The sequence below is a fragment of the Mesorhizobium sp. P2_F8 genome (assembly GCF_056403655.1).
In genome coordinates, this window is the sequence record NZ_JBFUFB010000009.1 from 79,496 (window position 1) to 91,714 (window position 12,219).

Annotated in this window: 16 protein-coding genes; 6 read left to right on the forward strand and 10 right to left on the reverse strand. The window is 63.7% G+C overall.

The annotated features are described in order from the left end of the window. From AC1DZP_RS22245 to AC1DZP_RS22255, 3 genes are all read right to left on the reverse strand, one after another. Complete coding sequence (locus AC1DZP_RS22245; protein ID WP_457152337.1) at positions 1-456, reverse strand: GNAT family N-acetyltransferase; 456 nt, start codon at positions 454-456, stop codon at positions 1-3. A gap of 199 nt (positions 457-655) precedes the next feature. Next, on the reverse strand, positions 656-1,690 hold the full coding sequence (locus AC1DZP_RS22250) for an aspartate-semialdehyde dehydrogenase (protein ID WP_477224732.1): 1,035 nt from the start codon (positions 1,688-1,690) through the stop codon (positions 656-658). A gap of 106 nt (positions 1,691-1,796) precedes the next feature. Further along, a complete protein-coding gene (locus tag AC1DZP_RS22255) occupies positions 1,797-1,943 on the reverse strand; it encodes a hypothetical protein (protein ID WP_457152373.1) in 147 nt (48 codons plus the stop codon). Positions 1,944-2,134: 191 nt separating this feature from the next. On the opposite strand from AC1DZP_RS22255, the gene AC1DZP_RS22260 reads away from it, so the two are divergent. Beyond that, the gene (locus AC1DZP_RS22260) at positions 2,135-4,012 is read left to right on the forward strand and encodes a DEAD/DEAH box helicase (protein ID WP_457152372.1); all 1,878 of its coding nucleotides are present in this window, start codon (positions 2,135-2,137) and stop codon (positions 4,010-4,012) included. 116 nt (positions 4,013-4,128) lie between these two features. Next, positions 4,129-4,839 carry a DUF805 domain-containing protein gene (locus AC1DZP_RS22265; RefSeq protein ID WP_477305410.1) on the forward strand — a complete coding sequence of 237 codons (711 nt, stop codon included), beginning with the start codon at positions 4,129-4,131 and terminating at the stop codon, positions 4,837-4,839. Here AC1DZP_RS22265 and AC1DZP_RS22270 read toward each other — a convergent pair. The 7 genes from AC1DZP_RS22270 to leuD all read right to left on the reverse strand — a co-directional run bounded on the left by AC1DZP_RS22270 (position 4,829) and on the right by leuD (position 10,209). Continuing rightward, the gene (locus tag AC1DZP_RS22270; protein ID WP_457152370.1) at positions 4,829-5,311 is read right to left on the reverse strand and encodes a GNAT family N-acetyltransferase; all 483 of its coding nucleotides are present in this window, start codon (positions 5,309-5,311) and stop codon (positions 4,829-4,831) included. The two genes, AC1DZP_RS22265 and AC1DZP_RS22270, sit on opposite strands and share 11 nt — an antisense overlap. Positions 5,312-5,315: 4 nt before the next feature. Next, positions 5,316-6,419 carry a 3-isopropylmalate dehydrogenase gene (gene leuB, locus AC1DZP_RS22275; protein ID WP_477224734.1) on the reverse strand — a complete coding sequence of 368 codons (1,104 nt, stop codon included), beginning with the start codon at positions 6,417-6,419 and terminating at the stop codon, positions 5,316-5,318. Positions 6,420-6,503: 84 nt separating this feature from the next. Beyond that, positions 6,504-6,854: a VOC family protein gene (locus AC1DZP_RS22280; protein ID WP_457152374.1), complete on the reverse strand. Its 351-nt coding sequence runs from the start codon at positions 6,852-6,854 to the stop codon at positions 6,504-6,506. A 14-nt stretch (positions 6,855-6,868) separates the two neighbouring features. After that, positions 6,869-7,252: a RidA family protein gene (locus tag AC1DZP_RS22285; protein ID WP_457152368.1), complete on the reverse strand. Its 384-nt coding sequence runs from the start codon at positions 7,250-7,252 to the stop codon at positions 6,869-6,871. Positions 7,253-7,487: 235 nt separating this feature from the next. Beyond that, the gene (locus tag AC1DZP_RS22290) at positions 7,488-8,417 is read right to left on the reverse strand and encodes a hypothetical protein (protein WP_457152367.1); all 930 of its coding nucleotides are present in this window, start codon (positions 8,415-8,417) and stop codon (positions 7,488-7,490) included. Between the two features lie 262 nt (positions 8,418-8,679). Further along, on the reverse strand, positions 8,680-9,540 hold the full coding sequence (locus AC1DZP_RS22295; protein WP_477305412.1) for a hypothetical protein: 861 nt from the start codon (positions 9,538-9,540) through the stop codon (positions 8,680-8,682). Between the two features lie 63 nt (positions 9,541-9,603). Beyond that, entirely contained in the window at positions 9,604-10,209 is a 606-nt protein-coding gene (gene leuD, locus AC1DZP_RS22300; protein ID WP_184872662.1) for a 3-isopropylmalate dehydratase small subunit, read from the reverse strand. A gap of 148 nt (positions 10,210-10,357) precedes the next feature. Between leuD and AC1DZP_RS22305 the strand changes: the two genes are divergently transcribed. From AC1DZP_RS22305 to AC1DZP_RS22320, 4 genes are all read left to right on the forward strand, one after another. Continuing rightward, a complete protein-coding gene (locus AC1DZP_RS22305) occupies positions 10,358-10,783 on the forward strand; it encodes a GNAT family N-acetyltransferase (protein ID WP_457152364.1) in 426 nt (141 codons plus the stop codon). A 93-nt stretch (positions 10,784-10,876) separates the two neighbouring features. Then, positions 10,877-11,188 carry an ArsR/SmtB family transcription factor gene (locus AC1DZP_RS22310; protein ID WP_064987727.1) on the forward strand — a complete coding sequence of 104 codons (312 nt, stop codon included), beginning with the start codon at positions 10,877-10,879 and terminating at the stop codon, positions 11,186-11,188. Then, entirely contained in the window at positions 11,188-11,634 is a 447-nt protein-coding gene (locus tag AC1DZP_RS22315; protein ID WP_477305414.1) for an SRPBCC family protein, read from the forward strand. The genes AC1DZP_RS22310 and AC1DZP_RS22315 overlap by 1 nt, the downstream gene beginning before the upstream one ends. A gap of 40 nt (positions 11,635-11,674) precedes the next feature. After that, positions 11,675-12,166 carry an SRPBCC family protein gene (locus tag AC1DZP_RS22320; RefSeq protein WP_477224738.1) on the forward strand — a complete coding sequence of 164 codons (492 nt, stop codon included), beginning with the start codon at positions 11,675-11,677 and terminating at the stop codon, positions 12,164-12,166. Positions 12,167-12,219 lie beyond the last annotated feature (53 nt).

A 12,219-nucleotide genomic window follows, 5' to 3' on the forward strand; every position in this document is an offset into this window, starting at 1 on the left:
TCAACGCCTGCGGACAAAGAGGATGTCAGGCAGGCATTCCTCGTTGTTGGTGCCGTCGCCAAAACCCTCGGCAATGAAGCCATGGCGCTCATAGAAGCGCCGGGCGCCGGTATTGGCTTGGAAGCAATGCAGCCTGACGACCGGCAAAGCAGCAGTCGTGTCGATCAGCAACCGGCTGCCGATGCCTTGTCCCGTCCAAGCCGGATCGAGATAGAGCTGCTCCACCCATTCGCCGCTGACGGCAATGAAGCCGACAATGGCTTTGCCGGCCTCGGCGACCGTCAACTGCTGCCGTGGCAGCACGATATCGCGGATGAAGCCAAGGTCCTCGTCCGGCGTATGGATGACCGGCATCCAGTCGAACGACCCAAGCGCCGCCCGCATAATCTTCGCGATGGCTGCGTCCGAACCGATGGCCGGACGCAGGATGATATCTAAGGGCTGAGTGTTAGTCATGAAGGGAACGCCAACGTCTCACTCCGCTGGAACACCCCTCATCCGTCTCGGCGCTACGCGCCGATCCACCTTCTCCCACAAGGGGAGAAGGAAGAAACGCCCCGGCCCAAGGCCGAGGCCTTGACCGCGGGCCGCCGGCTTTCCGGCGCCCTCGCGGAGGGCCCGCCGCAGCTGCGGCGATACGGCCCGTAGGCGAAAACTATGCCGCCTTCTTCTTCGGCTGGATCAGGCCGCGCTCGACCAGCAGCTCGGCGATCTGCACCGCGTTGAGCGCCGCGCCCTTGCGCAGATTGTCCGCGACGATCCACATCGACAGGCCGTTGTCGATGGTCGAATCCTCGCGGATGCGCGAGATGAAGGTGGCGTCCTCGCCGGCCGATTCCAGCGGCGTGATGTAGCCGCCGTCCTCGCGCTTGTCCAAGACCTGGCAGCCAGGCGCCTCGCGCAGGATATCGCGCGCCTCGTCGGCCGTGATCGGCTTTTCGAACTCGATGTTGACCGCTTCCGAGTGGCCGATGAACACCGGCACGCGCACGCAGGTCGCCGTCAGCTTGATCTTGGGGTCGAGCATCTTCTTGGTCTCGGCCACCATCTTCCATTCTTCCTTGGTGAAGCCGTCGTCGAGGAAGACGTCGATATGCGGGATGACGTTGAAGGCGATGCGCTTGGTGAACTTCTTGACGTCGACCTGGTCGGCGACGAACACGGCGCGGGTCTGCGTGAACAGCTCGTCCATGCCTTCCTTGCCGGCGCCCGACACCGACTGGTAGGTGGCGACGACGACGCGCTTGATGGTGGCGACATCGTGCAGCGGCTTCAGCGCCACCACCAGCTGCGCCGTCGAGCAGTTCGGGTTGGCGATGATGTTCTTGCGCGTGAACAGCGAGATCGCGTCCGGGTTCACTTCCGGCACGATCAGCGGCACATCCTGGTCATAGCGGAAGGCCGACGAATTATCGATGACGACGCAGCCCTGCTTGCCGATCTTCGGCGACCATTCCTTGGAGACGTTGCCGCCGGCCGACATGATGCAGATGTCGGTGTCGGAAAAATCATACTGGTCGAGCGCCCTGACCTTCAGCGTGCGGTCGCCGAACGACACTTCCGTGCCCTGGCTGCGCCGCGAGGCCAGCGCCACAACTTCGCTTACTGGAAAGCCGCGCTCTTCCAGTATGTTGAGCATTTCCCGGCCCACATTGCCCGTGGCGCCGACGATCGCAACCTTGAAACTCATAAAGATCTCCTGTCCCTCTCCGCTCGGTTTTTGGAGAAAACCCGCCGGCCGAAGCGGGTTCCGTCCCCCGGGCCGGACCCGGGAGAGGGTGGTTAGGCCAAGGGAATCACACCGTTTTGGTGGTGGTTTTGCCGGTTTTGGCCAAGAACGTGGTTTTGCTGGAACGAGAAGACGCGACAACGCGCCCGGCCCAATGATTTGCATTGTGGCCAAGGAAATCGAATGCAAGAGGAGCCATCAAAAGGCCGCGCATCGAAACCGTCCTGTTCGGTGCCGGCTTTTACGCGGTTTGCGTCAAGAGTCAATTGCCCTGCCGTCCGGCCACGTGCCCTGTACAATGGTGGCGGCAAGAAGTACGAACAGCCAAGATTGTTTGGCTGGCGCTGCGTCAGCCCCGGCACGTGCTCGATGACGAGCGCAGACCCCGAATTCCGAAAGAGTGAGATGTCCAACTTCGAAGCTATTGTCCCAGCGCTTGCCAGGGCGCTGGAAAAGCGCGGCTATTCCGAACTGACGCCGGTGCAAAAGGCGGTCCTGGCGCCCGAACTGGGGCAGGCCGATGCGCTGGTGTCGGCGCAGACCGGCTCCGGCAAGACGGTGGCCTTCGGCCTCGCCCTGGCGCCGACCCTGCTGGGCGACGCGGAGCGCTTTGCCCAGGCCGCGGCGCCGCTGGCGCTGGCGGTGGCGCCGACACGCGAGCTGGCGCTGCAGGTGACGCGCGAGCTGGAATGGCTCTACGAGCTGACCGGCGCCACGGTGGCGTCCTGCGTCGGCGGTATGGACATGCGCACCGAGCGGCGCGCGCTGGAGCGCGGCGCCCACATCGTCGTCGGCACGCCCGGCCGCCTGCGCGACCACATCACGCGGCACTCGCTCGACATGTCGGCGCTCAAGGCCGTGGTGCTGGACGAAGCCGACGAAATGCTCGATCTCGGCTTTCGCGAGGACCTCGAATTCATCCTCGACGCCGCACCAGCCGAGCGCCGGACGCTGATGTTCTCGGCCACCGTGCCGCGCTCCATCGCCACGCTCGCCCAGGGCTATCAGCGCGATGCCGTGCGCATCTCGGCCGCCGGCGAGGAAAAGCAGCATCTCGACATCGAATACCGGGCGCTGAGCGTTGCCCAGGCCGACCGCGAGAACGCCATCATCAACGTGCTGCGCTTTTATGAGGCCAAGAACGCGCTGGTGTTCTGCAACACGCGTGCCGCCGTCAACCATCTCACCGCGCGCTTCAACAACCGCAACTTTTCCGTCGTCGCGCTGTCGGGCGAACTCAGCCAGAACGAGCGCAGCCATGCGCTGCAGGCAATGCGCGACGGCCGCGCCAAGGTCTGCATCGCCACCGACGTCGCGGCGCGCGGCATCGACCTGCCCAATCTCGAGCTGGTGATCCACGCCGACCTGCCGACCAACCCGGAGACGCTGCTGCACCGCAGCGGCCGGACCGGACGCGCCGGCCGCAAGGGCGTCAGCGCGCTGATCGTCCCCAACAGCGCCCGCAAGCGCACCGAACGGCTGTTGCAGAACGCCGGCCTCAAGGCGACATGGGCCAGCCCGCCCTCGGCTGACGACGTGCTGCGCCGTGACGATGAGCGCATCCTTGCCGACCCCGCCTTCAGCGAGCCTGTGAAGGATGAGGAACGCGGCTTCATCGGTGAGCTTCTCGAAAAGCATGGCGCCGAACAGGTGGCGGCGGCCTTCGTGCGCCTGTGCCGTTCAAGCCGCTCGGCGCCGGAAGATCTCCTGGAAATCGCGCCGTTCACGCCGTCTCGTGAAAGACCGGCGGGCGAAAACTTCGCACGCCGCGATGAAGCGCCCAGCCGCCGCGACGATTTCGGCGCCAGCGTCTGGTTCTCGCTGTCGATCGGACGCCGGCAGAATGCCGAGCCGCGCTGGCTGATCCCGATGCTGTGCCGCGCCGGCAGCATCAGCAAGCGCGAGATCGGCGCCATCAAGATGCAGCCGGAAGAGACCTTCGTGCAGATCGCGGCCGACTGGGCCGACCGCTTCCTGGCGGCGATCGGTCCCGACCGCAAATTGCAGAACAACATCGCTGTGAAGCGGCTGGACGGCACGCCCGACCTGTCACGAGCCGGCTATCAGCAGCCGGGACCCGACAAGAAACCGCATCGCGGCAAGGCGCCTTTCGACCCGAACGCGCCGAAGCGCAAATTCGAGAAGCGTGCACCGGCACCAGCATCGGCTGATCAGCGCCCCGCCGCATTCGAGGCAAAGCCGTGGGCCAAAAAGCCGGGCAAGCCGAAGTTCGAAAACACCGGCGCGTCGAAGAACAAGAAGGCGAAGAAGCGGCCCTCGTAGGGCCTGGGGGCGGCTTCACCTGACCGCAAGACGCGGGCCGCATCCCAACGCGGCCTTGCCCATAGGCGCGGCCCTGTGTCACATCTTGGCCGGGACGTGGCGAGAGGGGGCAGGATATGCGCGGCGAAGTGCTTCATTATGACGAGGAGCAGGGCTTCGGCTTCATCACTGGAGCGGACGGCAACCGCTACACCTTCACCCGCGAGAACCTGCGCCGGCAAACCGCCATGTCCAAGGGCACGTCCGTCGAGTTCCAGCCGGGTGGTGGGCAGGCGCGCGACGTCTTTTCGATCGCAGCCCAGACCGCACCCCCTGCCGTCGACGCCAACACGAGCGCCGCGCAGCCTCAGGCCGGCAATAAAGCTGCGGCCGGTGCACCCCAGGCCCAGCATTTCGGTCGCTCCTCCGGGCCTGCCGAACCCACCGATTTGTGGGGCTATTTCTGGCGCGGCGTGACGCGGAACTACTTCAATTTCGCCGGCCGCGCCCGCCGTAAGGAATATTGGGGCTACTGCCTGTTCTGGACGGTTTGCCTGCTGGTCATCGGCGGCATCGGTCTGTTCACCGATACGGATATGGGCCATTTCGACAGCGACGTATCGGCGGCGGTGACCGTTGGCCTGTGCGGCACCTTCCTGCTTGCGACATTTCTGCCCAGCCTCGGCATGATCGTCCGCCGGCTGCACGACATCGGCCTGTCGGGCTGGCTCAGTCTGGTGATCCTCATCCCCACCATCGGCAGCCTGATCATCCTGGTCTTCGCGCTGATTCCGACACAAGCCCGGGAAAACCAGTGGGGACCGGTGCCGGCAGGGATCAGGGTTTAGCCGCCTTAAGTGCCTCGCCCGAAAGCCTGAGAAAGACCTTTTGGCCGTGGCGCTCGGCGCCGAGCCTGTCGTAGAACCGCAGCGCGCCCTCGTTCCAGTCCTCGGTGGTCAAGTCGATACGGCCGATGCCATGGCGCCGGCAATGGCCGGCGAGAAAGCCGATCAGCGCCCGGCCGACGCCGGCGTTGCGAGCCTTGTCGCGCACGAACAGGTCCTTGAGGAACAGCAACCGCTCGAGATCAATGCCGGGATGCGCGATCGCCACCGACGCCAGGCCGCTGACCTCGCCCTCGACGAAGGCTAGCGCGAAATGCGGATAGGCCGGACTTTCCTCGCCGAGCCATTTCCGCGCCGCTAACAAGGCCCGCTCATGGTCGAGCGGTGGCTGCCGGTAGTGCACGGCCATCTCGCACAGCATGGTGGCGAGCGCGGTCGCGTCCTCGATCGTCGCCCAGCGGACGTCGACCGTCACGCGATCAGCCGAGGAATTTGGCGATGATCGCGTCGCCCATCTCTACGGTGCCGACCTCGGTCATGCCCGCCGACAGGATGTCCTTGGTGCGCAAGCCCTGGTCGAGCACGGCGGCGATCGCGGCTTCGACACGGTCGGCTTCGTCGACCATGCCGAAGGAATAGCGCAGGCACATGGCAAAAGAGGCGATCATGGCGATCGGGTTGGCGATGCCCTTGCCGGCAATGTCCGGCGCCGAACCGTGCACCGGCTCGTACAGCGCCTTGCGCTTCTTGGTCTTCACGTCCGGTGCGCCGAGCGAGGCCGACGGCAGCATGCCGATCGAGCCGGTCAGCATGGCGGCGATGTCGGACAGCATGTCGCCGAACAGATTGTCGGTGACGATGACGTCGAATTGCTTGGGCCAGCGCACCAGTTGCATGCCGCCGGCATCGGCCAGCATGTGGTCGAGCTTGACGTCGGAGTAACGCGCCTTGTGGGTCTGGGTGACGACCTCGTTCCACAACACGCCCGACTTCATGACGTTGCGCTTTTCCATCGAGGTGACATGGTTCTTGCGCGTGCGCGCCAGCTCGAACGCGACGCCCGAAATGCGCTCGATCTCGAACGTATCGTAGACCTGCGTGTCGATGCCGCGCTTCTGGCCATTGCCGAGATCGATGATCTGCTTGGGTTCGCCGAAATAGACGCCGCCGGTCAGCTCGCGCACGATCAATATGTCGAGGCCTTCGACCACCTCCTGCTTGAGCGACGAGGATGCGGCGAGCGCCGGATAGCAGATGGCGGGGCGCAGATTGGCGAACAGCTCCATGTCCTTGCGCAGCCGCAGCAGGCCGGCTTCGGGGCGCACCTCGTAAGGCACCGCATCCCATTTCGGCCCGCCGACCGCGCCGAACAGCACTGCGTCGGCCGCCATTGCTTTTGCCATGTCGGCATCGGAAATCGCCGCGCCATGCGCATCGTAGGCGCAGCCGCCGACCAGACCGTCCTCGGTGGCAAAGCCGCTGCCGAGCTTGTCGTTCATGACGGCGATCAGCTTCTTGACCTCGGCCATCGCCTCCGGACCGATGCCGTCGCCGGCGAGCAGGAAAAGATGCTTCGTTGCCATGGAGAACCGTCCTGGAAAGAATTGAACCGCGGCCTTGCTAAACGCCAAGCGCCCGGTGCGCAAGCCTGCGCGTTACAACGGCGATCACCGATGCGAGAGAATGTTGACCAGCCGGCCGAACGGATCGCGCACATAAAAGCGCCGCACACCCCAGGGCTCGTCGGCCGGGCCGTATTCGATGGCAAGGCCGGCCGCCTTCATGGCGTCGAGCGCCGCATCGACATCGTCGACCTCGATCGAGAGATCCGGCACCGGGGAACCGGAGCCGCCTTCGGCGGCGAAGCTGATCTGAACGTTCATTTTGTCTTGCGAGCCCAAGGTCCTGATCCAGCCATGGTCCATGACCACGTCGAGGCCGAGCACGTCCTGGTAGAAGCGCTTCGCCGCCGCGATGTCGGATGTCTCGATGTTGGCAACGATACGCAGGACTTTCATCGCCTGCCCGCCCTTCATGCCGTGCGCCGCAGCGCCGTCACTTCGATCTCGATCTTCATTTCCGGCTTGTTGAGTTGGCAAACGATCATCGTCGCCGCCGGCCTGACGTCGCCGAATATCTCACCCAGGATCGGGAAGACGATGTCCACGAAGGCGGCATCGGTGATGTAGTAATGCGCCCGCACCACGTCGGCCATCTCGAAGCCGCCGTCCTGCAAGGCCCTGCCGATGGTCGCCAGGCAGTTGCGCGTCTGCGCCTCGACCCTGTCCGGCATCGTCATTGTCGCATAGTCATAGCCGGTCGTTCCGGACACGAAACACCAGTCGCCCTGCACCACCGCGCGCGAATAGCCGGCGGTCTTTTCGAACGGCGAGCCGGTGGAAATCAGTTTTCGCATGGGGTGCCTCGCAGCATTGTGGCGATCATTTTGCCGGGAACAGATCGGGCCTGCCATAGGCCAGACGGGATTGGCTGTTGTCGCGACGATGGAGGATATGTTGAGATTCAGGTCAGGCCGCGCCGAAAATGGTGGGCTCCGAGAACCGGAGCGGAGCGTACTTTTGGGTACGTGAGCACCGGAAGCGCAGGTATCAGCCGTTTGCAGGCCGGGATCACCTGAATATCAATATATCCTAATTCGCCGACCCCAGCGCCTTGTCGAGCGCCTCCTTCACATCGGCCGGCCATGTCGTTACCGCCGGCCAGGCGTTTGGCTGGCCATTGTCGCCGCGGCGGGCGAAATAGAGCTTGTGCTGGGCCGGGTCGACCGCCATGAAGCCGTCATTGCCGCCGCAGTCATGCGGCACGCAGCCGCTGGCGTAGAAGGCGCCTGATGCGGTCTTTTCCGTGCCGCCGCCGACCAGCAGGCTGGTCGCCATGTCGGGCATGTCCTTGCCGAGCAGCTTTTGCGCTTCCTTGTAGACAGCCTCGTTGTGGAAGACGTCGATGATGTTCTGGTACTTCTCCGGATTGATGTCCTTCCAGTCGGTGCCCGGTTCCGGCATGTAGGTCAGGTTGCCTGAAGTCGTCAGCCCCTCGGTCGGCGACCATTGCAAAGCCGGCTTCTCATCGCCCGGCAACAGATAGGGCACGAAATAGATGGCGTTGTCGGACACCGCCGACGGCGGCGCGCCGCACTCGTCCTGCTCGACCGTCGTGCTCTGGATGGTGCCGCCTTCCGGCTTCCAGACGATCACCGTGGCCGGGCCGCATTGATTGCCGCCATCGCCGACATCGAACAGCGCCACCTTGACACCGCCGACCTCGACGATTTTGTCGAAGAAGACGTCATAATTGCTCGCCAGCTGTTGGCCGTCATAGGCAAGCACTTTCTCGCCGTCCTGTTCCGGCTGGGTGATGGTCAGCTGGCCGCCTTCGAATGGCACAGGCGCCTGCTTGTCGTCGTCGGAAGCATCGGCGGCGCCTGTACCTTGGTCGGTGGCCGGTTTCTCGGCGGAGGGCGCCAGCTGCGCTGCGGGCGTCTGCGTCTGGGCCTGGGCATGAGCGCCGGTCAGCAGAAGAAGCGCCAGCCCGCAAGCGCCGGCAAGAAGCGAACGAGTCATGACATCCTCCATTTCGTCGGATCATAGCCAATCGCTCCGGAAACAAAACACCAGTTGCTTTGAGTCACACCAGGTGGATGGCCAACCGTGTTCTCGAACGAGTCAGGTGTGTTGAGATTCAGGTCAGGCCGAGCCGGAGTCGAAGACGGGCGCGAAGCGACCAAACAAGGTGGCTTCCCATAAGCGTACGTTTGGGTACGTGAGCACCGGAAGCGCAGGTATCAGCCATTTGCAGGCCGGCATCACCTGAATATCAATATACCTAATGCAGCGTGCCAAACGCCTCGTCCAGCGCCGCCTTGACCTCGGCCGGCCAGCTCTGCACCGGAGGCCATGCATCCATCACGGGCTTGCCACTGCTGCGGGCGAAATAGAGCTTTTGGTTGGCCGCGTCGACCGCCATGAAACCGTGATTGCCGCCGCAATTGTGCGGCGCGCAGCCGTCGAAATAGACGATGCCAGACGCAGTTCTTTTCGTACCGCCGGCGGCCAGAAAACTGGCGGCCAGAACGGTCATGTCGTTGCCAAGCAGGGCCGCGGCGTCCCTGTAGACCGCCTCGTTGTGGAAGGCGTCGATCATGTCCTCGTATTTCGGCACGTCGACATCTTTCCAGCCCGTGCCGGGATCCGGCATGTAGGTGAGATTGCCCGCAATCGTCAGCCCGTCGGTGGGCGACCATTGCATCGCCCGCTTGGAGGCGCCCGGCAGCAGATAAGGGACGAAATAGATGACATTGTCGGTCACCGACGCCGGCGCGCCGCACTCATCCTGCTCGACCGTGATGCCCTGGATCGTTCCGCCTTTCGGCTTCCACACAATCATCACCGGGGGACCGCAGAGATGGTCGATATTGCCGTCGCCGACATCGACCAGCGCCACTTCAGCGCCGGCGATGTTGACGATCCTGTCGAAGAAGACGTCATAATTGCTCGCCAGCTTCTGGCCGTCGTAAGCGAGCACCTTTTCGCCGTCCGGCTCCTGCTGGGTGATGGTAAATTGACCGCCCTCGAACGGGATCGGCGCCTGCTGGTCGATGACAGGTGCCTGGGCGAACAGGCTCGTTGCCGGAAGCAGGATCGACATCATCAGCCCGCAGACGCCGGCAACAAGCGAACGTGTCATGACAAGTCCTCGTCTTATCCGAAGACTCGCCGTCGGCGCGGCCTTGCGGTCAGGCCGCGTATTTCAGGCCCAGGGGCGCTGTTCGGCGTTTTTCTTCTCGAACGAAGCGATGGCGCCGGCCTTTTCCATGGTCAGGCCGATATCGTCGAGCCCGTTGAGCATGCAGTGCCGCTTGAAATCGTCGAGGTCGAACGCGACCACGCCGCCATCGGGACCGCGGATTTCCTTAGCCTCGAGGTCGATCGACAAGGTGGCGTTGGAGCCGCGCGAGGCGTCATCCATCAGCTTTTCGAGATCCTCGGGGCTGACCGTGATCGGCAGCACGCCGTTCTTGAAACAGTTGTTGTAAAAGATGTCGGCGAACGAGGTCGAGATGACGCAGCGAATGCCGAAATCGAGCAGCGCCCACGGCGCGTGCTCGCGGCTCGAACCGCAGCCGAAATTGTCGCCGGCGACCAGGATCTGCGCCTTGCGGTAGGCCGGCTTGTTGAGCACGAAATCCGGATTTTCCGAACCGTCGTCATTGTAGCGCATTTCGGCGAACAGGCCGGTGCCAAGCCCGGTGCGCTTGATCGTCTTGAGATAATCCTTGGGGATGATCATGTCGGTGTCGACATTGACGATCGGCATGGGAGCGGCGACGCCGGTGAGCTTGGTGAATTTTTCCATGGCTTTTGCCCGTGTTCTTGTTTCGGGGGGATTGCTGAGGCACGGTTTACACAAAGCCGCGGGCAAATAAAAGGCAACTGTTTGTGCAGGATGGCCGGCTGCGCAAAACGGCTTCGAATTCACCGCCCGATGGTGCAGTCTGGTTGTCATGGCAGAAAACTCCCATGTCCTCTATGCCTGCGAGCCCGCGCTCGACATCGCCGAATTCCGCCGTGTGCTGGTCGACTCAGGCCTCGGCGAGACACGGCCTGTCGATGACGACACCCGCCTGCAGGCGATGCTGTCGGGCGCCAACCTGGTGCTGACGGCGCGTCTCAATGTGGAGGGCAAGCCGCTGATCGGCGTTGCCCGCGCCCTCACCGACTTCTCCTGGGTCTGCTACATCTCCGAGCTCGCCGTTTCCCAATCGGCGCAAGGGCTCGGCATCGGCAAAGGCCTGATGGACGAGGCGCGCCGGCAGCTCGGACCGTCCGTCGCCATCAGCCTGATCTCCATGCCCGACGCCGTCGGCTTCTATGAGCGCATCGGCATGACGCGCATGCCTGACGCCTTCTGGTTCTCCCGCAAGCGCTGACATTTTTTCCCCTGTGATCGCATCCAGCGGCCAACGGCGCGAAATCTTGCCGCTTGACATGCAACCAAATGGTTGCATATTAAGATCATGAGCATGGATGCCGTCTTTCGCGCCCTGGCCGACCCGACACGCCGGCAATTGCTGGACAACCTCCATGCCCGGAACGGGCAGACGCTGAACGCGCTGTGCGCGGAGATGGACATGACACGCCAGGCGGTGACCAAGCACCTGGCGATCCTGGAGGAAGCCAATCTCGTCACCACGCTCCGCAAGGGACGCGAGAAGCAGCACTACCTCAACCCGGTTCCGATCAACGAGATCGCCGAACGCTGGATCGGCAAGTTCGAGCGCCATCGGCTGGATGCATTGAGTGACCTGAAGAAACGCCTCGAAAGGGAAGACTGATGAGCAACAGCTTCGTTTACGTGACCTGCATCCGCACCACGCCCGAAAAACTCTGGGAGGCGCTGACCGATCCGGAGTTCAACCGGCAGTTCTTCCTCTGCTCCTATCAGGAGAGCGAGTGGAAGGTCGGCTCCAGCTGGAAACTGATCTTCCCCGACGGGAGCGTCGCCGACAGCGGCGAGATCCTCGAAATCGACCCGCCGCGACGCCTGGTCATCAAATGGCGCAATGAATGGATGCCGGAGGTCAAGGAAGACGGCTACACGCGCTGCACCTTCGCCATCGAACAGGACGGCGAGTTGATGAAGCTTGCCGTCACCCACGAGGCCGACGGCCCGCACCGGCTGATCCCGAATGTCTCCAAGGGCTGGCCGCTGGTGCTGGCGAGCCTCAAGAGCCTGCTCGAGACCGGCAAGGGTTTCGAGCGCCCGCCATCAAAGGGGTGAAGCTTGGTTTCGGCAGCGAAACAAACTTTTGGAGGCACCTATGCTGCATGTCCCTGTCGTCCACAGCATGACCAATGGCGAGACCGTCATGGCAAGCGCCGACATCGGCGCACCCGCCGAGCGGATCTTCCGCGCCCTGGTCACGGACGAGGTCGAGCGCTGGTGGGGGTCCGCCGACACCTACCGGATGGTCGATTGGTCGGCCGATCTTCGCATCGGCGGCCGTTGGAAGGTCACAGTTCGAACGGCTGACGGCCGGGACCTGCCAGCGAGCGGCGACTTTCTCGACATCGAGGCGCCGCGCCGGATCGTGCAGACGCGGGCCTATGAGTGGGACCATCCCACGCTTGGCCGGCGGCAAACCACGGTCGCCTGGCTGCTGCAGCCGATCGCCACCGGCACGCGCGTCACCATCTGTCATGGCGGTTTTGCCGGCTTGAGCGACGCGGCGGCCGAGCATGCCGAGGGTTGGGGCAGGGTGCTGAGCTGGCTGCAGGCGTATTTTGACGCTGGGAGATTGGCCGCGGCTTAGCCGACTGGTGGCGGTGCATTTGATGTCGGCGGGACAGCACCCCCTCGGGCCTG